22 protein-coding genes and 2 pseudogenes are annotated in these 26,827 nt (G+C 53.8%); 13 read left to right on the plus strand and 11 right to left on the minus strand.

From position 1 onward, the window contains the following. Positions 1–53: 53 nt before the first annotated feature. Positions 54–1,676 (plus strand): DUF3300 domain-containing protein, encoded by a 1,623-nt coding sequence (locus tag ACLJRE_RS10310; RefSeq protein WP_001527341.1) that lies wholly within the window; start codon positions 54–56, stop codon positions 1,674–1,676. Positions 1,677–1,688: 12 nt separating this feature from the next. Then, positions 1,689–2,480 carry a DUF2950 family protein gene (locus ACLJRE_RS10315; protein WP_001527280.1) on the plus strand — a complete coding sequence of 264 codons (792 nt, stop codon included), beginning with the start codon at positions 1,689–1,691 and terminating at the stop codon, positions 2,478–2,480. A gap of 37 nt (positions 2,481–2,517) precedes the next feature. On the opposite strand, the gene ACLJRE_RS10320 is transcribed toward ACLJRE_RS10315, so the two are convergent. The 5 genes from ACLJRE_RS10320 to pdhR all read right to left on the minus strand — a co-directional run bounded on the left by ACLJRE_RS10320 (position 2,518) and on the right by pdhR (position 10,208). Then, complete coding sequence (locus ACLJRE_RS10320) at positions 2,518–2,802, minus strand: outer membrane protein (RefSeq protein ID WP_000765363.1); 285 nt, start codon at positions 2,800–2,802, stop codon at positions 2,518–2,520. A 288-nt stretch (positions 2,803–3,090) separates the two neighbouring features. Continuing rightward, entirely contained in the window at positions 3,091–4,515 is a 1,425-nt protein-coding gene (lpdA, locus tag ACLJRE_RS10325; RefSeq protein WP_001527420.1) for a dihydrolipoyl dehydrogenase, read from the minus strand. 201 nt (positions 4,516–4,716) lie between these two features. Then, complete coding sequence (gene aceF / locus ACLJRE_RS10330) at positions 4,717–6,606, minus strand: pyruvate dehydrogenase complex dihydrolipoyllysine-residue acetyltransferase (RefSeq protein ID WP_023212441.1); 1,890 nt, start codon at positions 6,604–6,606, stop codon at positions 4,717–4,719. Positions 6,607–6,620: 14 nt separating this feature from the next. Next, the gene (gene aceE / locus ACLJRE_RS10335; RefSeq protein ID WP_000003841.1) at positions 6,621–9,284 is read right to left on the minus strand and encodes a pyruvate dehydrogenase (acetyl-transferring), homodimeric type; all 2,664 of its coding nucleotides are present in this window, start codon (positions 9,282–9,284) and stop codon (positions 6,621–6,623) included. A 159-nt stretch (positions 9,285–9,443) separates the two neighbouring features. Continuing rightward, complete coding sequence (gene pdhR, locus ACLJRE_RS10340; protein ID WP_000331771.1) at positions 9,444–10,208, minus strand: pyruvate dehydrogenase complex transcriptional repressor PdhR; 765 nt, start codon at positions 10,206–10,208, stop codon at positions 9,444–9,446. A 562-nt stretch (positions 10,209–10,770) separates the two neighbouring features. Here pdhR and aroP point away from each other — a divergent pair. The 3 genes from aroP to ACLJRE_RS10355 all read left to right on the plus strand — a co-directional run bounded on the left by aroP (position 10,771) and on the right by ACLJRE_RS10355 (position 14,664). After that, positions 10,771–12,144, plus strand: a complete 1,374-nt coding sequence (aroP, locus tag ACLJRE_RS10345; RefSeq protein ID WP_001539002.1) for an aromatic amino acid transporter AroP — start codon at positions 10,771–10,773, stop codon at positions 12,142–12,144. Between the two features lie 163 nt (positions 12,145–12,307). Continuing rightward, entirely contained in the window at positions 12,308–13,714 is a 1,407-nt protein-coding gene (locus ACLJRE_RS10350; RefSeq protein ID WP_000357545.1) for a glycoside-pentoside-hexuronide (GPH):cation symporter, read from the plus strand. Then, on the plus strand, positions 13,714–14,664 hold the full coding sequence (locus tag ACLJRE_RS10355) for a family 43 glycosylhydrolase (RefSeq protein ID WP_023212442.1): 951 nt from the start codon (positions 13,714–13,716) through the stop codon (positions 14,662–14,664). Before ACLJRE_RS10350 ends, ACLJRE_RS10355 begins: the two co-directional genes overlap by 1 nt. Positions 14,665–14,755: 91 nt before the next feature. On the opposite strand, the gene ampE is transcribed toward ACLJRE_RS10355, so the two are convergent. Both ampE and ampD read right to left on the minus strand, forming a co-directional pair. Beyond that, a complete protein-coding gene (ampE, locus tag ACLJRE_RS10360; protein WP_000172039.1) occupies positions 14,756–15,610 on the minus strand; it encodes a beta-lactamase regulator AmpE in 855 nt (284 codons plus the stop codon). Continuing rightward, positions 15,607–16,170 (minus strand): 1,6-anhydro-N-acetylmuramyl-L-alanine amidase AmpD, encoded by a 564-nt coding sequence (ampD, locus tag ACLJRE_RS10365; RefSeq protein WP_000936326.1) that lies wholly within the window; start codon positions 16,168–16,170, stop codon positions 15,607–15,609. The genes ampE and ampD overlap by 4 nt, the downstream gene beginning before the upstream one ends. A gap of 87 nt (positions 16,171–16,257) precedes the next feature. Here ampD and nadC point away from each other — a divergent pair, with 87 nt between their 5' ends. From nadC to hofC, 4 genes are all read left to right on the plus strand, one after another. Continuing rightward, positions 16,258–17,151, plus strand: coding sequence for a carboxylating nicotinate-nucleotide diphosphorylase (gene nadC / locus ACLJRE_RS10370; RefSeq protein WP_001135139.1), 894 nt, complete (start codon positions 16,258–16,260; stop codon positions 17,149–17,151). Positions 17,152–17,372: 221 nt separating this feature from the next. Continuing rightward, positions 17,373–17,810 (plus strand): prepilin peptidase-dependent pilin, encoded by a 438-nt coding sequence (ppdD, locus tag ACLJRE_RS10375; RefSeq protein WP_000414988.1) that lies wholly within the window; start codon positions 17,373–17,375, stop codon positions 17,808–17,810. 9 nt (positions 17,811–17,819) lie between these two features. Next, on the plus strand, positions 17,820–19,205 hold the full coding sequence (gene gspE / locus ACLJRE_RS10380) for a type II secretion system protein GspE (RefSeq protein ID WP_023212443.1): 1,386 nt from the start codon (positions 17,820–17,822) through the stop codon (positions 19,203–19,205). Continuing rightward, positions 19,195–20,397 (plus strand): protein transport protein HofC, encoded by a 1,203-nt coding sequence (hofC, locus tag ACLJRE_RS10385; protein ID WP_023212444.1) that lies wholly within the window; start codon positions 19,195–19,197, stop codon positions 20,395–20,397. The genes gspE and hofC overlap by 11 nt, the downstream gene beginning before the upstream one ends. Before the next feature lie 30 nt (positions 20,398–20,427). On the opposite strand, the gene ACLJRE_RS10390 is transcribed toward hofC, so the two are convergent. Beyond that, positions 20,428–21,471, minus strand: a complete 1,044-nt coding sequence (locus tag ACLJRE_RS10390) for a GMP reductase (RefSeq protein WP_001217361.1) — start codon at positions 21,469–21,471, stop codon at positions 20,428–20,430. Between the two features lie 225 nt (positions 21,472–21,696). Here ACLJRE_RS10390 and coaE point away from each other — a divergent pair, with 225 nt between their 5' ends. The 3 genes from coaE to yacG are packed head-to-tail and all read left to right on the plus strand — an operon-like array spanning position 21,697 to position 23,261. Next, positions 21,697–22,317, plus strand: coding sequence for a dephospho-CoA kinase (gene coaE / locus ACLJRE_RS10395; RefSeq protein WP_001270914.1), 621 nt, complete (start codon positions 21,697–21,699; stop codon positions 22,315–22,317). Beyond that, on the plus strand, positions 22,317–23,060 hold the full coding sequence (gene zapD, locus ACLJRE_RS10400; protein ID WP_000556893.1) for a cell division protein ZapD: 744 nt from the start codon (positions 22,317–22,319) through the stop codon (positions 23,058–23,060). Before coaE ends, zapD begins: the two co-directional genes overlap by 1 nt. Before the next feature lie 9 nt (positions 23,061–23,069). Next, entirely contained in the window at positions 23,070–23,261 is a 192-nt protein-coding gene (yacG, locus tag ACLJRE_RS10405; RefSeq protein ID WP_001286419.1) for a DNA gyrase inhibitor YacG, read from the plus strand. Here yacG and ACLJRE_RS10410 read toward each other — a convergent pair. Further along, positions 23,258–23,365 (minus strand): annotated as a pseudogene (locus ACLJRE_RS10410) (LysR family transcriptional regulator); the annotation flags it as partial. The gene yacG and the pseudogene ACLJRE_RS10410 overlap by 4 nt on opposite strands. Positions 23,366–23,400: 35 nt before the next feature. On the opposite strand from ACLJRE_RS10410, the pseudogene ACLJRE_RS10415 reads away from it, so the two are divergent. Beyond that, positions 23,401–23,541 (plus strand): annotated as a pseudogene (locus ACLJRE_RS10415) (aldo/keto reductase); the annotation flags it as partial. A 33-nt stretch (positions 23,542–23,574) separates the two neighbouring features. Here ACLJRE_RS10415 and mutT read toward each other — a convergent pair. After that, complete coding sequence (gene mutT / locus ACLJRE_RS10420) at positions 23,575–23,970, minus strand: 8-oxo-dGTP diphosphatase MutT (RefSeq protein ID WP_000826474.1); 396 nt, start codon at positions 23,968–23,970, stop codon at positions 23,575–23,577. 151 nt (positions 23,971–24,121) lie between these two features. Then, complete coding sequence (gene secA / locus ACLJRE_RS10425; RefSeq protein WP_000905754.1) at positions 24,122–26,827, minus strand: preprotein translocase subunit SecA; 2,706 nt, start codon at positions 26,825–26,827, stop codon at positions 24,122–24,124.

Below are 26,827 nucleotides of genomic sequence, written 5' to 3' on the forward strand. Positions count from 1 at the left end.
GTCGGCGGCAGGCATAATGACCATAGCGATTCTCTGGAATCGGGAGAGATAAAATGACGTTGCCCTTTAAACCCCATCTCATTGCCCTTGTCTGCAGTGCCGGGTTATTTGCCGCTTCGGGCGTACTGTATGTGAAAAGCCGCGCTCCCGAAGCGCCCGCGCAGGCGGCAGCTCCCGCCCCTGAGCCAACGCAGACCGCTGTGCCCGCGCCTGTCGCGAAAACGACCTTTACCACTGCGCAAATCGATCAATGGGTCGCGCCTGTCGCGCTTTATCCCGATGCCCTGCTTTCGCAGGTGCTCATGGCCTCCACCTACCCGGCGAACGTGGTTCAGGCCGTCCAGTGGTCGCGAGATAACCCCACGCTGCAGGGCGATGTCGCTATTCAGGCGGTGGCCAGCCAACCGTGGGATCCCAGCGTCAAATCGCTGGTCGCCTTTCCCCAGTTGATGGCGCTTATGGGCGAGAATCCGCAATGGGTGCAAAACCTGGGCGATGCGTTCTTAGCCCAGCCACAGGATGTGATGGATGCGGTGCAAAGGTTGCGTCTACTCGCTCAACAAACCGGTTCGCTAAAATCAACGCCGCAGCAAACCGTCACCAGCGTGCCGAAGTCCAGCGCTTCTACCGCCGTCACGACGACAACCACCACATCCGCCAGTACGCCAGCGACACCGTCGACCGTCATCAAAATTGAACCCGCGAATCCGCAGGTGGTGTACGTGCCGAACTATAACCCCGCGACGGTGTATGGCGCCTGGCCCAATACCGCTTATCCGCCGGTGTATTTACCGCCCCCTCCGGGGCAGCAGTTTGCCGACAGTTTTGTTAAAGGTTTTGGTTATAGTCTGGGCGTCGCCACCACCTATGCGTTGTTCAGCAGCATAGACTGGGATGACGACGATCATCACCACCATGACGACGACCATCATGATGATGATTACCATCATGGTGGTAACGGTTATCAACACAATGGCGATAATATCAATATCAATGTCAATAATTTCAACCGGATATCCGGGCAAAACCTGCCGGGCCAAACGATGGGCTGGCAGCATAATCCCGCCTGGCGCAATGGCGTCCCCTATCCGAATAATACCGTTGCGCAACGGTTCCATCCCACCAATGTTAGCGGCGGGTTAAGCGCAACGCAGCAAGCGCCAGTGTCTCGCGACAGTCAGCGCCAGGCGGCCATGACGCAATTCCAACAGCGCAGCCATACATCACCCGCTAACCTGTCAGGCGAGACATCCCGCGATAGACAGCGCAAAGCGGCATCGCAGCAGTTAAATCAAATTGCCCAGCGTAATAATTACCGTGGCTATGACGGAACACAAAACAGCAGTCGTCGCGAGGCGGCGCAGCAGACACTGAATAAATCCACCACGCAGCAGCATCGTTCCGAGCTGAAGGCTAAAGCCCAGCAGCACCCTGTTTCACAACAGCAGAGAGACACCGCCCGCCAGCGTATTGAATCCTCTACGCCACAGCAGCGTCAGGCATTTCGCCAGAATATGCACGCCAATGTGTTTAGCGGGAACGACAGTCGATCGCCGTCATGGCAATCGCAACAGCTACGCGGCCTGGAAAGCCGTCGCGGCAGTCACTTAAACACCGAGCAACGCGCCGCCGCGCGGGAACATTTTTCTGAACATCATGAATTTCATCGCCGTTAACCGGAGCAGATAATGAAAAAGGTTATGTTAAGCGCTCTGTTACTGTCGTTACCCTTGCTGGGCTACGCGCAGGAACGGTTCCCCTCCCCGGAAGCGGCCGCCAGCGCCTTCGCCGCGGCGGTAGCCGGAAAAAACGAAACGCAGCTTACCGCGCTACTGGGCGATGACTGGCGGCAATTTCTGCCGCCGGAAGGCGCCGATCCCGAGGCCGTGGCCCGCTTCAACCGTGACTGGCGCGAAGGCCATCGCATTGTACAAAAAGACAATACGGCGCACCTGAATGTCGGACGAGAAGACTGGCAGCTCCCGGTGCCCATGGTGAAAGAGGCTGGCGGCTGGCGCTTTGATATGGCGGCAACCGGGAATGAGATCCTCACCCGTACTATTGGGCGAAATGAACTTTCTACCTTACAGGCTATGCATGCTTACGTTGATGCGCAGCAGGACTATTACTTACAAAACCATCGCTGGGCGCACAGGATAATCAGTAGCGAAGGCCAAAAAGATGGCCTGTACTGGCCAACCAAAGCAGGCGACGCCCCCAGTCCCTTAGGCCCAAACTTTAGCCCCGCAGCGCCAGATGAGGGTTACCACGGCTACCATTTCCGTATTATCAGCGATAACGACGGTCACGGCGCGGCGCTTCTGGCCTGGCCGATGCATTACGGCGAAACCGGGGTGATGAGTTTTATGGTCAACCAGGACGATCGTATTTATCAGGCGGATTTAGGCAAAGAGACGGAGAGTAAAGTTCAGGCTATCACGCGTTTTGCGCCAGACGCGCAGTGGCAGGTCGCCGAATAACCCGTAAGCGCCTGGCGTTATCGCCAGGCCATGATCATTAGCCCTGATGCGGCATTAATTCCGGGTGGCCTTGTACCGGCGGCTTGTTGCTGGTCAGCGCGGCTTCATCAGCCTGAATGCTGCCGGAATTGGCCGCCCATACGCCTTCATGCGTGTGGGTGATCTGCTGATGCTGCGCATTCAAATCCTCGCCCATTGCCGCAATATGCGTACTTTCCGTACCGCCGCTGTTAGTCGCCCAGGGGATGACGGGATCGCTGGCAAATGCCATGCCGGAGATCAACGTCGCGGTTAGCGCTGCTGTTGTCAGAAAAAGTTTCATATATCAAACCTCATAATTAGCTCGCTATTATTTTATAGAGTTACTAATTTCAGGGTAATGACAAAGTAAGGAGAGGTATTTCTTATGAAACAATTAGTTGGTCGAAAATGACTGACAAAGGCACTACCGACGGCATAAGGTATGAAAAGCGCACTGCTGCGGAAAAGATAAATTTTGCGGTTTCGTTATCCTTCGCCATCATTTGACACATCTGATTTGCCATGCATAAAAAAAGCGGCTGTAAAGCCGCTTTTCTGTGTCGAATGGCGCATTGCCACCTACAGAAGATTATTTCTTCTTCGCTTTCGGGTTCGGCAGGTCAGTAATGCTACCTTCGAAGATTTCCGCCGCCAGGCCCACGGACTCATGCAGAGTCGGGTGCGCATGAATGGTCAGCGCGATGTCTTCCGCGTCACAGCCCATTTCGATCGCCAGACCGATTTCACCCAGCAGCTCGCCGCCGTTGGTGCCGACAATCGCCCCGCCGATCACGCGGTGAGATTCTTTGTCGAAAATCAGTTTGGTCATACCGTCTGCGCAGTCAGAAGCGATAGCACGGCCAGAAGCTGCCCACGGGAAGGTGGCGGTTTCATAGCTGATGCCTTTTTCTTTCGCTTCTTTCTCGGTCAGGCCAACCCATGCCACTTCTGGCTCGGTGTACGCGATAGACGGGATAACTTTCGGATCGAAGTAGTGTTTCTTCCCGGCGATAACTTCAGCGGCAACGTGGCCTTCGTGAACGCCTTTGTGCGCCAGCATCGGCTGACCGACGATATCGCCGATAGCGAAGATGTGCGGCACGTTGGTGCGCAGCTGTTTGTCCACGCGGATAAAGCCACGGTCGTCAACTTCCACGCCTGCTTTGCCCGCGTCGAGGTTTTTACCGTTCGGCACACGACCGATCGCTACCAGAACCGCATCATAACGCTGCGCTTCAGCCGGGGCTTTTTTGCCTTCCATCGAAACGTAGATACCGTCTTCTTTCGCTTCAACGGCAGTCACTTTGGTTTCCAGCATCAGGTTGAATTTCTTGCTGATGCGCTTGGTGAAGACTTTAACGATGTCTTTATCAGCCGCCGGGATAACCTGGTCGAACATTTCAACCACGTCAATCTCTGAACCCAGCGCGTGGTATACGGTACCCATTTCCAGACCGATGATACCGCCGCCCATGACCAGCATACGCTTCGGCACTTCTTTCAGTTCCAGAGCGTCGGTAGAATCCCATACGCGCGGGTCTTCATGCGGAATAAACGGTAATTGGATCGGACGAGAACCTGCCGCGATGATCGCGTTGTCGAAGTTGATCACGGTTTTGCCGTTTTCGCCTTCAACTTCCAGGGTGTTCGCCCCGGTGAATTTACCCAGACCGTTGACCACTTTCACCTTACGGCCTTTGGCCATACCCGCCAGACCGCCGGTCAGCTGCGTGATCACTTTCTCTTTCCAGGTACGAATCTTGTCGATATCGGTTTTCGGCTCACCGAAGACGATACCGTGTTCAGCCAGCGCTTTGGCTTCTTCGATAACTTTTGCTACGTGCAGCAACGCTTTAGAAGGGATACAGCCGACGTTCAGACAAACACCGCCAAGGGTGTTGTAGCGTTCTACAATTACGGTTTCCAGACCTAAATCAGCGCAACGGAAAGCGGCAGAATAGCCTGCCGGGCCCGCCCCAAGTACCACGACCTGAGTTTTGATTTCAGTACTCATCATGACCTCTTTATTTGTATCCGGCGGTCCGGGGTACTTGATCGCCCATCATCCACCGGGTCGTTCTATCCGCCCGTATCTTACAAAATTGTTAACAATTTTGAAACAACAAACGGATCACGAATTATTGCTTTCGCTAATAACCTCACAAACTCCATGAGATTATCAAAAAAAAGCCGGCCGTTGGGCCGGCTTTTTCGCTTACATCACCAGACGGCGAATGTCAGACAACATATTGTTGATAATGGTAATGAAACGCGCACCATCAGCACCATCGATCACACGGTGGTCGAAGGAAAGAGAGATAGGCATCATCAGACGCGGCACAAACTCTTTCCCATTCCACACCGGTTCCATCGCCGACTTAGAAACGCCGAGGATAGCCACTTCCGGCGCGTTGACAATCGGCGCGAAGTGGGTAGTTCCCAGGCCGCCGATGCTGGAGATAGTGAAGCAACCACCCTGCATTTCGCCAGCGGTCAGCTTACCATCACGCGCTTTTTTGGAGATGGTGGTCAGTTCACGAGACAGCTCGGTCACGCTCTTCTTATTCACGTCTTTAAAGACCGGAACCACCAGGCCATTCGGGGTATCAACCGCCACGCCGATGTTGATGTATTTCTTCAGGGTCAGACGCTGACCGTCTTCGGACAGAGAGCTGTTGAAGCGCGGCATCTGTTCCAGAGCAGCGGCAACCGCTTTCATGATGAAGACCACTGGCGTGTATTTCACGTCCAGTTTACGCTTCTCAGCTTCGGCGTTCTGCTGTTTACGGAACGCTTCCAGATCGGTGATATCGGTTTTGTCGAAGTGCGTAACGTGCGGGATCATCACCCAGTTACGGCTCAGGTTCGCGCCAGAGATTTTCTGGATACGGCCCAGTTCCACTTCTTCAACTTCACCAAACTTGCTGAAGTCCACTTTCGGCCACGGCAGCATACCCGGGATACTACCGCCCGCAGCAGCCGGCGCAGCTTCCGCGCGTTTGATAGCGTCTTTCACGTAAGCCTGAACGTCTTCGCGCAGAATACGGCCTTTACGACCGGTACCTTTCACTTTCGCCAGGTTGACGCCAAACTCGCGCGCCAGGCGGCGAATCAGCGGGGTAGCGTGAACGTAAGCGTCGTTTTCAGCGAACTCAGATTTGCCTTCCGCTTTGGCAGCCGGGGCAGCAGGCTTCTCAGCTTTCGCCGCCGGAGCCGGTGCCGCCGCTTCCTGTTTAGCCGGAGCGGCCGCAGGCGCTGCGCCTTCTACTTCGAAGACCATAATCAGAGAACCGGTTTTCACTTTATCGCCGGTGCTGATTTTGATTTCTTTCACGGTGCCCGCGAACGGCGCAGGCACTTCCATGGAGGCTTTGTCGCCTTCCACGGTGATCAGCGACTGTTCAGCGGCAACTTTATCGCCGACTTTGACCATCACTTCGGTGACTTCAACTTCGTCGCCGCCGATATCCGGTACGTTAACGTCTTTCACGCCCGTCGCTGCTGCTGGAGCAGCCGCAGCCGGAGCGGCTTCCGCTTTCGCTGGTGCTGCGGCAGGCGCTGCGCCCGCCACTTCGAAGACCATAATCAGTGAGCCGGTAGACACTTTATCACCGGTGTTCACTTTGATCTCTTTCACGGTGCCCGCGAACGGCGCCGGCACTTCCATAGAGGCCTTGTCGCCTTCTACGGTGATCAGCGACTGTTCAGCTTCAACGGTGTCGCCCACTTTCACCATCACTTCAGTCACTTCAACTTCGTCACTGCCGATATCCGGAACGTGAACGTCTTTCACCGCTGCCGCAGCAGGTGTTGCTGCCGGCGCCGCTTCTTTCTTCTCTTCTGCCTTAGCAGGTGCAGCGTCAGCTGCACCGTCGGCGGAATCGAAAATCATGATAAGTGCACCGGTCTCAGTTTTGTCGCCGACAGAGACTTTGATCTCTTTCACGACGCCAGCCTGCGGAGACGGGACTTCCATAGAGGCTTTGTCGCCTTCTACGGTGATCAGCGACTGTTCAGCTTCCACTTTGTCGCCCACTTTGACCAGAATCTCGGTGATTTCAACTTCATCTGTCCCGATGTCCGGTACTTTGATTTCGATAGCCATTATTCTTTTACCTCTTACGCCAGACGCGGGTTAACTTTATCTGCATCGATGTTGAATTTGGTAATCGCATCCGCTACCACTTTCTTGTCGATTTCGCCACGTTTAGCCAGTTCGCCCAGTGCTGCGACAACCACATAAGAAGCATCAACTTCGAAGTGGTGACGCAGGTTCTCACGGCTGTCGGAACGACCGAAGCCATCCGTACCCAGTACGCGATAGTCGTCAGCCGGTACGTAAGTACGAACCTGCTCGGCGAACAGTTTCATATAGTCAGTAGATGCTACAGCCGGAGCGTCGTTCATCACCTGAGCGATGTACGGTACGCGCGGGGTTTCCAGCGGGTGTAGCATGTTCCAGCGCTCACAATCCTGACCATCACGCGCCAGTTCGGTGAAGGAGGTCACGCTGTACACGTCAGAACCTACGCCGTAGTCGTTCGCCAGAATCTGTGCCGCTTCACGCACGTGACGCAGGATAGAACCGGAGCCCAGCAGCTGAACTTTACCTTTGCTACCTTCGAGGGTTTCGAGTTTGTAGATACCTTTACGGATACCTTCCTCGGCACCTGCTGGCATAGCCGGCATGTGGTAGTTTTCGTTCAGGGTGGTGATGTAGTAGTAAACGTTCTCTTGTTTCTCACCGTACATACGCTCCAGACCATCATGCATGATGACAGCCACTTCGTAAGCGTAAGCCGGGTCGTAAGAGATACAGTTCGGGATAGTCAGCGACTGAATGTGGCTGTGACCATCTTCGTGCTGCAGACCTTCGCCGTTCAGCGTAGTACGACCGGAAGTCCCGCCGATCAGGAAGCCGCGAGCCTGCTGGTCGCCAGCCTGCCAGCACAGGTCGCCGATACGCTGGAACCCGAACATGGAGTAGTAGATGTAGAACGGGATCATCGGCAGATCGTTGGTGCTGTAAGAGGTCGCCGCAGCCAGCCAGGATGCGCCTGCGCCCAGCTCGTTGATCCCTTCCTGCAGAATCTGGCCTTTCTCGTCTTCTTTGTAGTAAGCAACCTGCTCACGGTCCTGCGGGGTGTACTGCTGGCCGTTCGGGCTGTAGATACCAATCTGACGGAACAGACCTTCCATACCGAAAGTACGCGCTTCGTCGGCGATGATCGGAACCAGACGATCTTTGATCGACTTGTTCTTCAGCATCACGTTCAGGGCACGCACGAAAGCGATCGTAGTGGAAATCTCTTTGCTTTGCTCTTCCAGCAGCGCGCCGAAATCTGAAAGTTGAGGCAGCTCTAACTTCTCGGTGAAGTTCGGCTGACGGCTTGGCAGGTAGCCATGCAGCGCCTGACGACGTTCATGCAGGTATTTGTGTTCTTCAGAACCTTCCGGGAAGGTAATGTACGGCAGTTTTTCGAGATCAGCATCGGCAACCGGCACGTTGAAACGATCGCGGACGTAACGCACGCCGTCCATGTTCATTTTCTTAACCTGGTGAGCGATGTTTTTACCTTCCGCGGTGTCGCCCATGCCGTAACCTTTAATGGTATGGGCCAGGATTACCGTCGCTTTGCCTTTGGTTTCCTGCGCTTTTTTCAGTGCAGCATAGACTTTCTTCGGATCGTGACCACCGCGGTTCAGCGCCCAAATCTGCTCGTCAGTCCAGTCGGCCACCAGGGCTGCGGTTTCCGGGTATTTACCGAAGAAGTGCTCACGCACGTAAGCGCCGTCTTTGGATTTGAAGGTCTGGTAGTCGCCGTCAACGGTTTCGTTCATCAGCTGGATCAGTTTACCGCTGGTGTCTTTACGCAGCAGCTCATCCCAACGACCGCCCCACATGACTTTGATAACGTTCCAGCCAGCACCTGCAAAGATGCCTTCCAGTTCGTTAACAATCTTGCCGTTACCGGTGACCGGGCCGTCAAGACGCTGCAGGTTACAGTTGATAACAAAGACCAGGTTGTCCAGTTTTTCACGGGTGGCGATGGTGATCGCGCCTTTGGATTCCGGCTCATCCATCTCGCCGTCGCCGAGGAAGGCGTAAACGGTCTGTTTAGAGGTATCTTTCAGGCCACGGTGTTCCAGATATTTCAGGAATTTCGCCTGGTAGATAGCACCGATTGGGCCCAGACCCATAGAGACGGTCGGGAACTGCCAGAATTCCGGCATCAGTTTCGGGTGCGGATAGGAAGAGAGGCCATTGCCGTGAACTTCCTGACGGAAGTTATCCATCTGTTCCTGGGTCAGACGACCTTCCAGGAACGCGCGAGCGTAGATGCCCGGAGAGATGTGGCCCTGGAAGTACACCAGGTCGCCGCCATCCTGTTCGTTGCGCGCACGGAAGAAATGGTTGAAACAGACATCATAGATCGTGGCGGAAGACTGGAAGGACGCCATGTGGCCGCCCAACTCAAGGTCTTTTTTAGACGCGCGCAGCACGGTCATGATGGCGTTCCAGCGGATAGCAGAACGAATGCGACGTTCCAGCTCCAGATTGCCCGGGTATTCCGGTTCGTCTTCAACGGCAATAGTGTTGATGTAATTACTGGCCCCTGCGCCTGCCGCGACTTTCACGCCGCCTTTGCGAGCTTCAGAAAGCAGTTGGTCAATCAGATACTGAGCGCGCTCAACACCTTCTTCACGGATGACCGATTCGATCGCCTGTAGCCAGTCGCGAGTTTCGATCGGATCCACGTCATTTGGGAAACGTTCTGACATGGGGGTATTCCTTATCTATCTAATACGTTGAGTTATCTGGAACCTGTCCCATTAAACTTTCGTCAGAAAGCTTAATAAGACAGGTTCTGCGTTTAGTTGCCGCGCACATTTTTACGCGTTATTCACAACATCTTCTGGTTAACGTTCTGCCAGAAAAAACTAATTCTTGCGCTGCTCCAGACGGCGTAAGGCGCGTTCACGACGGCTCTCCTCACGGCTTCTGTCCAGCATAATCTCTTCGATAAACGCCAGATGGCGGTGTGACGCTTCACGCGCTTCTTCTGGTTTTCCGGCCATAATGGCTTCAAATATACGGGTGCGATGCGTACTCACCAGCGGCAGCATCTCCCGACGCGCATACAGCAATTCGAAGTTCTGCCGCACGTTTTGCGCCAGCATCGGCTCCATACACCTTAGCAGATGAAGCAATACCACGTTGTGCGCCGCTTCGGTGACGGCGATTTGATACTGGAGCACGGCTTCAGACTCGGCATCCAGATCGCCGGACTCTTGCGCCAGCTCAATAGCGTGGTGCAGCTCGCGAATACGGTCTTTATCTTCGTCGGTGCTGCGCAGTGCCGCGTAATAAGCCGCAATGCCTTCCAGCGCATGGCGCGTTTCGAGCAGGTCAAACTGGGATTCAGGGTGATCGGAGAGCAGTTCCACCAGCGGGTCGCTAAAGCTCTGCCACAGGCTGCTCTGCACGAAGGTTCCGCCGCCCTGGCGACGAAGCAACAATCCCTTCGCTTCGAGACGTTGAATCGCCTCGCGCAAGGAGGGACGGGAGACGTCGAACTGTTTTGCCAGTTCACGTTCCGGTGGGAGTTTTTCTCCGGGACGCAATGTTCCCTCAAGGATTAAAAACTCCAGCTGCTGCTCGATCACATCGGAGAGTTTTGGTTGGCGGATTTTGCTGTAGGCCATGATTTCCTGTCTTAAGCCATTTGCCCGGAGTCAATTGGTCTTACCAATTTCATGTCTGTGACGCTAAAGTAACAAAGTATTCACCTTCTGTCCATACAGGTTTTGATTGAAATCAGTAAAGGAGGCACATTTTAACAATTTTACAGAAATCATGTTTCAAAACTGTAACTGTACACAAATGTTAAATTTACCCACCAGGAGGTAGATTTAACGTATTTGAAACGATAAAAAATCTCATTTGAACCGATTCAACAGCAGATTAAATGCGTTTTTATGCATAAATAATGAATAAAAACAAATCAACCTTTGTAAGGAAAAATAAAAGGAGGTATTTACAAGTGCTTTCTTTTTACGCAACTCGTCATCACCCCTGCACAAAGCAGGTGCATTCGTGGCCACATACCATTATTCTGATCAAGACGAAAGAGTTGAAGTGACATTTAAAAAAACGAATCTGTAAATAAATTAATACAAAAAGCGGAATTGCAAACTTACACACGCACTACTGCATCGTTCAAAATAAGCGCGTTATGAATAAACCGCGCCCGATACACGAGGTTTTATGATGGACAGTCAGCAGCACGGCGAGCAGCTCAAGCGCGGCCTGAAAAACCGCCATATTCAGCTTATCGCATTGGGCGGCGCGATAGGGACAGGCTTGTTCCTGGGAAGCGCCTCCGTTATTCAGTCGGCGGGGCCAGGAATTATCCTGGGCTATGCGGTTGCAGGCTTTATTGCCTTTCTGATTATGCGCCAGCTGGGGGAGATGGTGGTTGAAGAACCGGTCGCCGGCTCTTTTAGCCACTTCGCCTATAAATACTGGGGCGGCTTTGCCGGATTCGCTTCCGGCTGGAACTACTGGGTGCTGTACGTATTAGTTGCCATGGCGGAACTGACCGCAGTGGGTAAATATATCCAGTTCTGGTATCCGGAGATCCCCACCTGGGCTTCTGCGGCAGCCTTCTTTGTGATTATCAACGCCATCAACCTGACCAACGTTAAAGTGTTCGGTGAGATGGAGTTTTGGTTCGCCATTATTAAAGTGATCGCAGTCATCGCTATGATTCTGTTCGGCGCGTGGTTACTCTTCAGCGATACCGCTGGTCCGCAGGCCACCGTGCGCAACCTGTGGGAACAGGGCGGCTTTCTGCCGCATGGCTGGACCGGGCTGGTGATGATGATGGCCATTATTATGTTTTCGTTCGGCGGACTGGAGCTGGTAGGGATCACCGCCGCTGAAGCCGATAACCCGGAACAGAGCATCCCCAAAGCCACCAATCAGGTTATCTATCGCATCCTGATTTTTTATATCGGCTCGCTGGCGGTTCTGCTTTCGCTGCTGCCATGGACTCGCGTCACCGCCGATACCAGCCCGTTTGTTCTTATCTTCCATGAGCTGGGCGATACGTTTGTCGCCAATGCGCTGAATATCGTGGTTCTCACCGCCGCGCTATCGGTTTATAACAGCTGCGTTTACTGCAACAGCCGTATGCTGTTCGGTCTGGCCCAGCAGGGAAATGCGCCGAAAGCGCTGCTGAACGTCGACAAACGCGGCGTGCCGGTGAGCTCCATTTTGGTTTCCGCCGTCGTGACTGCGTTGTGCGTGCTGCTCAACTACCTGGCTCCAGAGTCCGCATTCGGACTGCTGATGGCGCTGGTGGTCTCCGCGCTGGTCATTAACTGGGCGATGATTAGCCTTGCCCATATGATGTTCCGTCGCGCGAAACAGCAGCAGGGCGTGAAAACCCGCTTCCCGGCCCTGTTTTATCCGTTCGGCAACGTTCTCTGTCTGCTGTTTATGGCGGCGGTATTGATCATTATGCTGATGACGCCAGGTATGGCGATCTCCGTGTGGCTGATTCCGGTATGGCTGCTCATCCTGGGCGTCGGCTACCTGTGTAAAGAAAAAACGGCAAAAACGGTGAAAGCCCACTGATCGTGGCGTTACTTTTCCGCCCTCCCCGTCCGGGGAGGGTGTTATCTGCCTCACAGTTTCCCACGTATAACCATTTTATCCATATCAGCGGCGTGATCCTGCTACGCAAATAAAAGCTCGCAGGCGAATAATTACCACCATCATCTGATGGGGAGAAGTCTCAATGGATAAGGGCAGACTTTCGGTAAGAGAGAAAATCGGGTATGGCATGGGTGACGCCGGATGTAACATTATTTTTGGCGCTATCATGCTGTTTGTTAATTATTTTTATACGGATATTTTTGGTCTTGCCCCGGCGTTAGTCGGTGTTTTACTCCTTTCAGTACGCGTTATCGATGCCGTTACCGATCCGGTGATGGGCGCGCTTGCCGATCGTACCCAAAGTAAATATGGTCGTTTCCGCCCCTGGCTACTGTGGATTGCATTTCCCTACGCGCTGTTCAGCGTTCTGATGTTCACAACGCCGGACTGGAGCTATAACAGCAAAGTTGTCTATGCTTTCGTCACCTATTTTCTGCTTTCCGTGACCTACACCGCCATCAATATTCCCTATTGCTCACTGGGCGGCGTGATCACCAACGATCCAAAAGAGCGCGTGGCCTGTCAGGCTTATCGCTTCGTGTTAGTCGGCATCGCGACGCTGTTGCTATCGTTAACGCTATTGCCGATGGTGGACTGGTTTGGCGGCGGCGACAAAGCCAAAGGCTATCAGTTGGCGATGACCGTGCTGGCGATTATCGGCATGGGTATGTTTCTGTTCTGCTTTGCCAGCGTCCGCGAACGCGTTCGCCCTGCCGTTCCGACGCACGATGATATGAAGAATGATTTCAAAGACGTGTGGAAAAACGATCAATGGGTACGCATTCTGCTATTGACCTTATGTAACGTCTGCCCAGGGTTTATCCGTATGGCGGCGACCATGTATTACGTCACCTGGGTGATGGGACAAAGCACCCATTTCGCTACGCTTTTTATTAGCCTTGGCGTGGTCGGTATGATGATCGGCAGTATGCTGGCAAAAGTCTTAACCGATCGCTGGTGTAAATTGAAGGTATTTTTCTGGACCAATATCGCGCTGGCGATTTTCTCCTGCGCGTTCTATTTCTTTGATCCGAAAGCTACCGTGATGATAGTGGCGCTCTACTTCCTGCTCAATATTCTGCATCAGATCCCCTCCCCGTTGCACTGGTCGCTGATGGCGGACGTCGATGATTACGGCGAATGGAAAACCGGCAAACGCATTACCGGTATTAGCTTCTCCGGTAATCTGTTCTTCCTGAAACTGGGCCTGGCGATTGCCGGGGCGATGGTCGGCTTTTTGCTCTCCTGGTACGGTTATGACGCCAGCGCCAAAGCGCAAAGCGCCTCGGCGATGAACGGTATTATGCTGTTGTTTACCGTTATCCCCGGCGTTGGCTATCTGATTACCGCAGGCGTGGTACGTCTGCTGAAAGTTGACCGTGAACTGATGAAAAAAATCCAGGACGATTTGGAAAAACGTCGCACTAATTACCGCGAATTGAGTGAGTTGCAGGAGCTCAAAGCCGCTGAAAGCGTAAGGAAAGCCTGATGGCAAACTGGCCAAACCCGTTTATTGAACAACGTGCCGATCCGTTTATTTTACGCGACGGCAGCGATTACTACTTTATTGCCTCCGTACCAGAATATGACAGGCTGGAAATCCGCCGGGCTAATTCGCTGGAAGGGTTGCGCGCCGCCGACCCCGTTGTCGTCTGGCGTAAACCGGAAAGCGGCCCGATGAGCCAGCTCATCTGGGCACCGGAACTTCATCATCTGGCAGGCAAGTGGTACATCTATTTTGCCGCTACCCATACTCAAGCGCTTGATAAGCAGGGAATGTTCCAGCACCGCATGTTTGCCCTGGAGTGTGCCGATGCCGACCCACTCACCGGCAAGTGGACGGAGAAAGGTCAAATTAAAACGCCGTTTGATACCTTCGCCCTCGATGCCACCACTTTTTATCATCAGGGAAAGCAGTGGTATCTGTGGGCGCAAAAAGCGCCGGATATTGCCGGTAACTCAAATATTTATCTGGCTGAACTGGAAAATCCGTGGACAATTAAAGGCGAGCCGGTAAGACTCAGTAAGCCAGAGTACAACTGGGAATGCCGGGGTTTTTGGGTTAACGAAGGTCCGGCTGTACTGGTGCATGGCGACAAGCTGTTTATCAGCTATTCGGCCAGCGCCACCGATGAAAACTACTGTATGGGATTACTGTGGATTAACGTAAACGACGATCCGCGCGATCCGGCCAACTGGCATAAATCACCGCGCCCGGTCTTTACCACCAGCTATGAAAATCGCCAGTATGGGCCGGGACACAACAGCTTTACGCAAACGCCGGAAGGTGAAGATGTACTGGTGTACCACGCGAGAAATTACACCGAAATTGAAGGCGATCCGTTGTACGATCCCAACCGCCATACGCGTCTGAAACGGGTACGCTGGGACGAAAACGGGATGCCTGATTTTGGCGTGCCGCCAGCCGATACGATCTAAGCCGTTGCACTGCCCGGTGGCGCTAACGCTTACCGGGCCTACAGATTTTTCCATTGTAGGCGGCATAATCGTTAGCGCCATCGGCACAACGCTACACTAATGCCCCATAAATGGTGAGCAACGCAATAATCACCACCACCACAAACGAGGCCTTCTTCGCCATCGACACCGCCGCTTTGGGGGTTTCTACCTTGTCAGTATGCGGTTCGCGCGCCAGTGAGAACTGCGCCAGACGTGTGAGCACCTGATACTGCGAAGTATGCAGATCCGCCAGCGAGGCAAACCAGGCCGGCAACGCTTTCTCGCCATGCCCCAGTAATGCATACACTACGCCCGCCAGACGTACCGGAATCCAGTCCAGCACATGAAGAATAGCGTCAATGCCGGATTGCAAACGTTGGTGCGGCGTCTGATAGCGCGCCAGCCACGTCTGCCAGGCCCGTAAAAACGCATAGCCCACCAGCGTTACCGGCCCCCATGGACCGCCAACGATAAACCAAAATAGCGGTGCGAGGTAAAAACGGAAATTTATCCATAACAACGCATTTTGCAACTCACGCAAAAATTCACGCTCATTACAATCCGGCGGCACGCCGTGGATTAGCGTAAGCTCGCTGGCCATCGCCTCGCAAGGATGCGGATCGTTACGGGACGCCGCTTTCAGCCAGGCGTGATAATGTACTCGCACTTTGCCCGCGCCGATACACAGCACGCCCAGGAGAATCCACACCACCAGCGTCGGCACGTTAAATAGCAGCCCTTTTAGCGCCTGGAGCAGTAGAAAAGTCACCACCATCGCGATCGCCGTCATTCCCATCGTGCGCAACATCGAAAAATGCGTAATCCGACGGAATAGCGCCTCCAGCCGATGATCGAGCTGCCAGTGCTCGCCCAGCTTAAACAGGCGCTCGACAATCAGCACCAGTAATGTCGTAAACAGCGTCATGTCATCTCCTTGTGTGACGAAAGAGCTACCAAAGCGCGAAAGCGCGGCCAGTCAAAGGCAGGGCCAGGGTCCGTTTTACGGTCAGGCGCAATGTTGCAGTGTCCGGTCATATTGTCGGCGATCGCCGGATAGCAAGCGATAAGCGTGCGCGTCACGGCGGCTAACTGCTGATACTGCGCATCGGTATAAGCCAGCGTATCCGTCCCCTCCAGCTCAATACCAATGGAGAAATCATTACAACGTTCCCGCCCCTGATAGTTTGACACGCCCGCATGCCACGCACGCTTATCAAAAGGCACATACTGGACAATTTCACCGTCGCGACGAATCAGACAATGGGCCGAAACACGAAGATGAGCGATTTCTGCAAAAAAAGGATGGGCGTCTGGATCTATCGTTCCGGTGAATAATGCATCGATCCACGGACCGCCAAACTCGCCGGGGGGCAGGCTAATATTATGCACCACCAGCAAGGACGGTTTTTCGTCATCCGGACGGCAATCATAATGCGGAGAAGGGACGCGTCGCGCCTCTACCAACCAACCCTTATCTGGCAACATGCAGAGTCTCCTTTTGAGTGGTGCTTATAGCTGCTTCAGAGTAGCATGTTTCTACCTTATGATTCGTTAGCAATTTGGAGTTTTATCATGCCGCCTCGCCGTTATAACCCAGACGACCGACGTGACGCGCTACTGGAACGCATTAATCTCGATATCCCTGCTGCCGTTGCTCAGGCGCTGCGTGAAGATTTAGGTGGAGAAGTCGATGCTGGCAACGATATCACCGCGCAACTTTTGCCGGCAGATACGCAAGCCCATGCCACGGTGATCACTCGTGAAGACGGCGTTTTCTGCGGCAAGCGCTGGGTTGAAGAGGTCTTCATCCAACTGGCGGGCGATGATGTGCGCCTCACCTGGCATGTCGATGACGGCGACGCCATTTATGCCAACCAAACAGTGTTTGAACTGAACGGCCCCGCTCGCGTATTGCTGACCGGCGAGCGCACGGCGCTAAACTTTGTCCAGACCCTTTCCGGCGTCGCCAGTGAAGTACGCCGCTACGTTGGACTGCTGGCTGGCACCCAAACCCAGTTGCTCGACACGCGTAAAACGCTGCCGGGTCTGCGCACTGCGCTCAAATATGCGGTTTTATGTGGCGGCGGCGCCAATCATCGTCTGGGCCTCACTGACGCGTTCCTGATTAAAGAAAACCATATCATCGCCTCCGGTTCTGTTCGTCAGGCGGTGGAAAAAGCGTTCTGGCTACATCCGGACGTGCCGGTAGAAGTCGAGGTCGAAAATCTGAATGAACTGGACGATGCGCTGAAAGCAGGCGCGGATATTATCATGCTGGATAATTTCAACACCGACCAGATGCGCGAGGCGGTGAAACGCGTCAACGGCCAGGCGCGGCTGGAAGTATCCGGCAACGTCACCGCGGAAACCTTACGCGAATTTGCTGAAACCGGGGTGGATTTCATCTCCGTTGGCGCGCTGACCAAGCACGTGCGCGCGCTCGATCTCTCCATGCGTTTTTGCTGATCCTCTCCACCCGATGGCGCTGTGCCGTCGGGTCTATAAATCACCTGTCCGTAGATCCGCGTCATTATTCGGTAAAATATTCGTAGCGCCTCGCAATAACGTTGCCGTGTCATGTAACGCAGCGAAAATCTTCAGAATCCGCCTTCCCGTTTTACCTTTTGCCGCTCGCCCGCTCTTCCCGCGTTTGCCACAGTAGCGCCAGCTAACTCAAGGAGCGAACAATGGAAAAACAACGCGGTTTCACGCTTATCGAACTGATGGTCGTTATTGGCATCATCGCCATTTTAAGCGCCATCGGCATTCCGGCTTACCAGAACTATCTGCGTAAAGCGGCGCTGACGGATATGTTGCAAACGTTTGTCCCCTACCGTACCGCCGTCGAACTCTGCGCTCTGGAACATGGTGGGACGAGCACATGCGATGCGGGCGTCAACGGTATCCCCTCGCCCGTCATCACCCGTTATGTTTCGGGCATGAGCGTGGAAAAAGGCGTCATCACGCTTACCGGCCAGGAGAGTCTGAGCGGGCTTAACGTCATCATGACGCCCGCCTGGGACAATGCTAACGGCATTACCGGCTGGACGCGTAACTGCAATATTCAAAGCGACAGCGCGTTACAACAGGCTTGTGAAGATGTCTTCCGTTTTGACGCCAACTAAGGAGACAAGATGAAAGACGCTCAGCTCAACACATTGTGTCAACGTCATCAGGCTGTACTGATCAATAGCGCCAGCAACAGTATCACTGTTGCGGTGGTCGACGCGCCCTCTCATGCGTTACTGGACGCTCTGCATTTCGCCACGCAAAAACAGATTGATATTGTGTGCTGGACTCGCCAGCAAATGGAAAATCATCGGCATAAGCCGGATCAGGCTCCCTCGGCAAACGCCGCGAAAGGCGGAGAAACCGCGGCCCAGCTTCTCAATCAGACATTACGCTCGGCGATGGCGAAACGCGCCTCTGATATCCATCTCGAACCAGCCGCCAGCCGCTACCGGATAAGACTCCGCATCGACGGCGTTCTTCATATTCTGCAGGACATCGCCAAAGAGACGGGGCTTGCGCTGACGGCCAGATTGAAAGTCCTGGGAAATTTGGACATCGCTGAACATCGGCTGCCGCAGGACGGGCAATTTACCGTTGACCTGGCGGGCGACAGCATCTCTTTTCGTATCGCCACGCTTCCCTGTAAAGAAGGCGAAAAAGTCGTCTTACGGTTGTTGCATCAGGTTGAACAAACGCTGGATCTGGACACGCTGGGCATGTACGGGGCACAACTTACCGCTTTTAGACAAGCCCTACAGCAACCTCAGGGGCTGGTACTGGTGACTGGCCCCACCGGTAGCGGAAAAACGGTCACGCTATACAGCGCGCTACAAACCCGGAATACGCCGGGTATCAACCTCTGTAGCGTTGAGGATCCAATAGAAATTCCACTGGATGGGATTAACCAGACGCAGATCCATCCCCGCGCCGGGCTCACCTTTCAAAATGTGCTGCGCGCGCTTTTACGCCAGGACCCTGACATCATCATGGTAGGTGAAATTCGTGACGGCGACACCGCAGAAATCGCCATTAAGGCGGCACAAACGGGCCATCTGGTACTTTCAACGCTCCATACGAACTCCACCAGTGAAACGCTGATACGTTTGCAGCAAATGGGCGTAGCACGCTGGATGATCTCATCGGCGCTTACGCTGGTGGTAGCGCAACGCCTGGTAAGGAAGCTTTGCCCGCACTGCAAACAGCGCCTGAGCGATCCCGTGGTGCTATCGCCCAATCTTTGGCCCAGCGCGCTACCGCGCTGGCAGGCAAGCGGCTGTCAGCATTGCTACCACGGCTTTTATGGCCGAACCGCGTTATTCGAAGTGTTAACCGTTACCCCGGCATTACGTCAGTTAATTGCGAGCGGCGCATCGGCGCAAGCACTAGAAGCCCACCTCCAACAGACCGGTACAGGGACGCTTTTTGAAAATGGCTGTCGCGCCGTTGAGCAAGGCATGACGTCCTTTGAAGAGATACTGCGCGTTCTGGGAATGCCCCATGAGCGTTAAACAGCTCTGGCGCTGGCAAGGCGTTAACGATAAAGGTCAACTGGAACAAGACGTTGTATGGGTGGACAATCGTCTGGCGCTGATCATCACCCTGCAACATCAGCGCATTATGCCGCTTCGCATCAAGCGCATGGGCGTTAACGCCGCACTGTGGAAAGAAGAGCAAAGCGCTGAAATTATTCATCAGTTGGCCACGCTCATTCATGCCGGACTGACGCTTTCTGAAGGGCTGGAACTCCTTGCGAAACAGCATCCCCACCGACAATGGCAAGCGCTGTTGCGCACGCTGGCTCACGAGCTTGAACAGGGCGTCCCTTTTTCCAGCGCATTAGTCTCCTGGCCGCAGGTATTTCCGCCGCTCTACCAGACGATGATCCGCACCGGAAAACTGACCGGCAAACTGGCCGACTGCTGCTTTGAACTGGCCCGTCAGCAAAAAGCGCAGCGGCAGATTACGGTTAGCGTGAAAAAGGCGCTGCGCTATCCCGCCATTATTCTGACAATGGCCGCTCTGGTCGTTTTCGCCATGCTGCACTTTGTTCTGCCGGAATTTGCCGCCATTTACCGTAGCTTCAATACCCCGCTCCCTCTTCTGACGCGCGGTATTATTGCGATAGCGCAATGGGGGTCGGCATGGGGTTGGCTCATCTTGTTCCTGACGATGCTCGTTGCTATCGCTCACCGCAGGGTAAAACAAAAGCCGTCCTGGCAAGCGCAGCGGCAGCGTCTTCTGCTACGGCTTCCCGTTATGGGTCGCCTGATAAGAGGCCAGAAACTAGCGCAAATATTCACCGTACTGGCATTGACCCAAAGCGCAGGCATTCCTTTTCTTCAGGGACTGGAAAGCGCTATCGAGAGTCTCGGCTGCCCTTACTGGTCACAGCGTTTAACGCAGGTACATCAGGAGATCGCCGCGGGCAATCCGGTCTGGTTGGCGCTAAAAAATACCCAGGAATTTAGTCCGCTATGCCTGCAACTGGTCAGAACGGGCGAAGCGTCCGGTTCACTCGATATCATGCTGCATAACCTTGCCCGTCACCACAGTGAAACTACGCTGGCGCTGGCCGATAATCTGGCGTCGCTGTTGGAACCGGCGTTATTGATCATCACCGGCTTAATTATCGGTACGCTGGTGGTGGCGATGTATTTGCCGATTTTTCATCTGGGAGACGCGATGAGCGGGATGGGATAAGGCTGGCGCACATTTACGCCAGCCAGAATATTAGAGGCTATTGAAAATGCGGTTTTCTTGTTCCTGCACCCGAATAAAGGTGGTGCGTTTGGTCAACTCTTTCAGGCGAGACGCGCCGACATAAGTGCAGGCTGAGCGCAAACCGCCCAGGATATCGCGGGCAGTATTGCCCACCGGCCCACGCAGCGGCAATTTAACCGTTTTACCTTCTGCCGCGCGGTATTTCGCGACGCCGCCGACATGACGGTTCATCGCAGATTCCGAACTCATGCCGTAGAACAGCATAAATTTCTCGCCGTTCTCTTCTACCACGCTGCCGCCGCTCTCTTCGTGACCCGCCAGCATACCGCCCAACATAACGAAATCCGCGCCGCCGCCAAAGGCTTTTGCTACGTCGCCTGGCATGGTGCAACCGCCATCGCTGACGATCATACCGCCCAGGCCATGCGCCGCGTCAGCACATTCGATAACCGCCGACAGTTGCGGATAACCAACGCCGGTTTTTACACGCGTCGTGCATACGGAGCCGGGACCAATTCCCACTTTCACGATATCGGCGCCGGAGAGGATAAGCTCTTCGCACATCTCGCCCGTTACCACATTGCCTGCGCAGATTGTTTTTGTCGGCCATGCTTCACGTGCTTTCGCGACGAACTGCACAAAATGTTCTGAATAGCCATTGGCCACATCAATACAGACAAAGTTCAGCGCAGGATTCAGCGCCAGAATCTGCACGGTCTTTTCGAAATCAGCATCAGAGGTCCCGGTGGAAACCATCACATGCTTGAGAACATCAGCCGAAGCCTTGTTGATAAAAGCTGCCCACTCTTCAACGGTATAATGTTTATGTACAGCAGTCAGAATATCAAACCCGGCCAATGCTTGCGCCATTTCAAACGTCCCGACGGTATCCATATTGGCCGCGATAATCGGTACGCCAGACCAGGTCTGACCTGAGTGTTTAAAGGTGAATTGACGTTCCAGTTCGACATCGGAACGGCTTTTGAGGGTAGAACGTTTAGGACGGATAAGAACGTCTTTGAAACCTAACTTCAGATCTTCTTCAATACGCATGTGCGGATTCCTGGGGTTAATGGCGAAAAATCGAAACTCACAACTCCAGTGACGCTATCATACGCACTAATCATGGCCGTACAAGACTGCGAAATTCTCTTTTTTTACGTTACAATCCCATAAATTTACCTGGCGAATAGTAGGTTAATGCTCAGAGCGCATCGTCTTTGTATGTTTAAAGTTTAACCTTTTGATTATCAAACTAAAATTCCGGAAGCTGGAGATATGAGGTATACCGTAGCCTTAACCGGCGGTATTGGCAGCGGTAAAAGTACCGTCGCTGATGCCTTCGCTGACCTCGGAATAACCGTCATCGACGCGGATATTATCGCGCGCCAGATGGTTGAGCCAGGGCAGCCCGCCCTGAACGCAATAGCGGAACATTTTGGTTCTGAACTTATCGCCGCCGACGGCACGTTACGTCGCCGGGCGCTGCGTGAGCGTATTTTTTCGCATCCGGAAGAAAAAGCCTGGCTTAACGCTCTGCTTCATCCCTTAATTCAGCAGGAAACCCAACGACAGTTTCAACAGGCTACGTCGCCCTATGTGTTATGGGTTGTGCCTCTGCTGGTTGAAAACAGGCTGTATCAAAAAGCCAACCGCGTACTGGTGGTTGACGTTACGCCCGAAACGCAGCTTATGCGCACAATGCAGCGTGATGATGTTACGCGCGAGCATGTTGAACACATTCTCGCTGCGCAGGCGACGCGTGAAGCGCGCCTTGCCGTGGCGGACGATGTTATTGATAATAACGGCGCACCGGATGCTATCGCATCAGATGTGGCCCGCCTGCACGCCAGTTATCTTAAGCTCGCGTCGCAGTTTGTCTCACAGGAAAAACCGTAATGCACACCCATGTCCTATTTGAACACCCTCTCAATGAGAAGATGCGTACGTGGCTGCGCATAGAGTTTTTGATCCAACAGCTCTCCATCAACCTGCCAATTGCAGACCATGCTGGCGCACTGCATTTTTTCCGTAACATCAGCGATCTACTGGATGTGTTCGAACGGGGCGAAGTCCGTACCGAACTGCTGAAAGAACTGGAGCGCCAGCAGCGTAAATTACAGGCCTGGGTTGAGGTTCCCGGCGTCGATCAAGACCGTATTGAAGCCCTGCGCCAGCAGTTAAAATCCGCGGGCAGCGTGCTGATCTCCGCCCCGAGGATTGGCCAGCAGCTACGCGAAGATCGCTTGATTGCCCTTGTGCGTCAACGCCTAAGTATTCCTGGCGGCTGTTGCAGTTTCGATTTACCCACTCTGCATATCTGGTTGCACCTACAACAGGCGCAGCGCGACGCCCAGATTGAAAGCTGGCTTGCCAGCCTGAATCCCCTCACCCAAGCGCTGACGTTGGTGCTTGATCTGATCCGTAATTCAGCGCCTTTCCGTAAGCAAACCAGCCTGAACGGTTTTTATCAGGATAACGGGGACGACGCCGATTTGCTGCGTCTTATGCTGACGCTCGATTCACAACTTTATCCGCAAATTTCCGGCCATAAGAGCCGTTTTGCCATTCGCTTTATGCCGCTGGATAGTGAAAATGGTCTGGTGCCGGAGCGTCTTGATTTTGAACTGGCCTGTTGCTAAGGAGTAAAAATGTCTGACGTGACCGTCGTAAACTGTCCGACCTGCGGTAAACCGGTCGTCTGGGGAGAAATTAGCCCCTTCCGCCCATTTTGTTCTAAACGCTGTCAGTTAATTGATTTGGGCGAATGGGCCGCCGAAGAGAAACGAATCGCCAGCAGCGGCGACCAGTCTGATAGCGACGACTGGAGTGAAGAGCGCTAACGGTGATAGCTCTGTTGAGACGGCAATATCGCCTTATGACAAAAATAATCAATAAATACGCGTAGTTTTGGCGCCATATGCGCGCGGCCGGGATAATACCAATAAACCGGCGAGATTAGGCTATAACAGAAACGTAGCCGCCACTGCGCCAGAAAACCCTGGCGCGTTATCACTGACCCTAAGCCCGCAGGAGCTGACGGCAATTGAGGCGGTTTTTCCTCACGACGCCGCGGCCGGCCCCCGCTACTGGCCGGAAATTATGTCGACATTAAATCGCTAATAAGATCGATGGGGATCGTGTTGCGATCCCCCACTAAGGCGCAAATTGGCGTAATTTACGAATAATCGGTTCATTGGCCGGTGGAAAATCGTCCGTATTCAACGCGTTTTGCGCGATCCACCGTCCCGGCTGTCCTTCTTTCCCCCACGGTTCGCCCTCCCAGCGTTCAACCAGCCAAAACCACAGCGTAATGTGTCGGTCCGGGAATTGATATTCCAGAGTGTCGAATAATGTCACCTGTGTTGGCGTAATCCCCACCTCTTCCTGTAGCTCCCGGATCAACGCCTGCTCTGGTGTTTCGTCGGCTTCAATTTTTCCGCCGGGAAATTCCAGCTTGTTCGCCATATGCGCATCCGCGGCGCGTCGGGTAATAAAAATTTCATCGTTCGGGTTGCGGATAATCCCAACCGCGATTTGCAGTCTTTTCATCTTGTTGCATCCATAAAAAAGGCGCAGTCACCTGCGCCTTTTTATCTGTGTTCAATGTCAGGCCGAATAAGCGTAGCGCCCTTCGGCAATAATGCCAGCACCGACCTGATGGCAACACATTATGTCTTATCAGGCCGGTAAGTTTACCGCATTAGCTCAGGCGACCGTGACACTGTTTGTATTTCTTACCGGAACCGCAAGGGCAAGGATCGTTACGTCCAATCTTACGTTCGCCTGTTTGGGCGGCCAGATCGGCAGCCACGGCGGCATCGTCATCCTGATGGCTTAGCTGCTGCATCTGCGCCAGGCGCTCCGCCTCTTCGCGACGCTGCATTTCCATCGCTTCGACCTCTTCCGGCATACGTACCTGGACTTTGCTCAGGGTGCTGATCACTTCATATTTCAGCGATTCCAGCATCGCGGCGAACATAGCGAAGGATTCGCGCTTGTATTCCTGCTTCGGATCTTTTTGCGCATAGCCGCGCAGATGAATACCCTGACGCAGGTAATCCATCGCCGCCAGGTGCTCTTTCCACAGGGAATCGAGCGTTTGCAGCATCACGCCTTTTTCGAAATGACGCATCATTTCAGCGCCAACCACCTCTTCTTTACGCTGATACACCTCGATGGACTGCGCCAGGATGCGCTCACGCAGCGTCTCCTCATGCAGCTCCGGCTCTTTATCCAGCCATTCGGCAATCGGCAGCTCCAGGTCGAAGTCGTTTTTCAGGCGTTCCTGCAAACCCGGGATGTCCCACATCTCTTCCAGCGACTGCGGCGGAATGTAGGCGTCGATAGTCGCCTTAAAGACATCTTCGCGAATGCTGTTAATGGTGTCGCTCACATCAGACACATCCAGCAGTTCGTTACGCTGGGTATAAATTGCACGGCGCTGATCGTTCGCCACATCATCATATTCCAGCAGTTGCTTACGAATATCGAAGTTACGGCTTTCTACTTTACGCTGCGCGTTAGCGATAGCTTTCGTCACCCACGGGTGCTCAATCGCTTCGCCCGGCTTCATCCCCAGTTTACGCATCATACCGGAGACACGATCGGAGGCGAAAATACGCATCAGCGCATCTTCCATCGACAGGTAGAAACGGGAAGAACCCGGATCGCCCTGGCGACCGGAACGGCCTCGCAGCTGGTTGTCGATACGGCGGGATTCATGGCGCTCGGTGCCAATGATATGCAGACCGCCGGCAGCCAGAACCGCGTCATGGCGTACCTGCCAGTCCGCTTTAATCTGCGCAATCTGTTCTTCCGTCGGCGCTTCCAGCGCGGCGACTTCCGCCTGCCAGCTACCGCCCAGCATAATATCGGTACCACGACCCGCCATGTTAGTAGCGATAGTGACCGCCGCTGGATAACCAGCCTGCGCAACGATGCCTGCTTCGTTGGCGTGGAATTTTGCGTTCAGGACGTTATGTTTGATGCCCGCTTTGGTCAGCTCTCTGGAGACCACTTCAGATTTCTCGATAGAAATCGTCCCGACCAGCACTGGCTGACCGTTCGCGGTACGTTCTTTAATATCTTCGATAATGGCCTGGATTTTTTCCGCTTCGGTCATGTACACCAGATCCGGCAAATCTTTACGGATCATCGGACGGTTGGTCGGAACAACGACAGTGTCCAGCTTATAGATAGAGCTAAATTCGAAGGCTTCAGTATCCGCCGTACCGGTCATACCGGCCAGCTTTTCATACAGACGGAAGTAGTTCTGGAAGGTGATAGACGCCAGCGTCTGGTTTTCATTCTGAATTTCAACGCCTTCTTTCGCTTCTACCGCCTGGTGCAGACCGTCAGACCAGCGACGCCCCTGCATGGTACGACCGGTATGTTCATCAACAATGATGACTTCACCGTCTTTCACAATGTAATCCACGTCACGGGTAAACAGCGCGTGCGCGCGCAGCGCGGCGGTGACGTGATGCATCAGCATAATATTGCCAGGCGAGTAGAGCGACTCGCCTTCATCCATAATGCCTTCTTGCACCAGTAGCTCTTCGATCAACACCAGACCGCGTTCGGTCAGGTTAACCTGGCGCGCTTTCTCATCAACGGAGAAGTGGCCTTCGCCCTGGAAAGTGTCAGAATCTTCTTTCTCCTGACGAATCAGGTGCGGAATGATTTTGTTCACTTTTTTGTACATTTCCGAGCTATCTTCCGCCGGGCCGGAAATAATCAGCGGCGTACGCGCTTCATCGATCAGGATGGAGTCGACCTCATCCACCAGCGCATAATGCAGTTTACGCTGCACGCGCTCTTCCGGGCTGAACGCCATGTTGTCGCGCAGGTAGTCAAAACCGTATTCGTTGTTAGTGCCGTAAGTGATGTCGGCAGCGTAAGCTTCACGTTTGGCTGGCGCAGGCATACCTGGCAGGTTGATACCAACGGACATACCGAGGAATTCGAATAGCGGACGGTTGTTTTCGGCGTCACGCTGCGCCAGATAGTCGTTCACGGTTACCACATGAACACCTTTGCCGGACAGCGCGTTCAGGTAGGCTGGCAGCGTTGCGGTCAGCGTTTTACCTTCACCAGTACGCATTTCGGCGATACAGCGATCGTTGAGCACCATACCACCCAATAGCTGAACGTCGAAGTGACGCATCCCAAAGACGCGTTTACTGGCTTCACGCACCACCGCAAACGCTTCCGGAATCAGGCTCTCTACGCTTTCGCCTTTTTCAATACGGGCGCGAAATTCGTTGGTTTTCGCTTTCAGTTCGTCATCGGAGAGTTTTTCCATCTCCGGTTCCATCGCATTAATAAGGCTGACGGCCTTACGCATACGACGCAGCGTACGATCGTTACGGCTACCGAATACTTTGGTTAATAATTTGATTAGCAT

The organism is Salmonella sp. SAL04157 (assembly GCF_046551635.1).
GTDB classification, from domain to species: Bacteria; Pseudomonadota; Gammaproteobacteria; order Enterobacterales; family Enterobacteriaceae; genus Salmonella; species Salmonella enterica.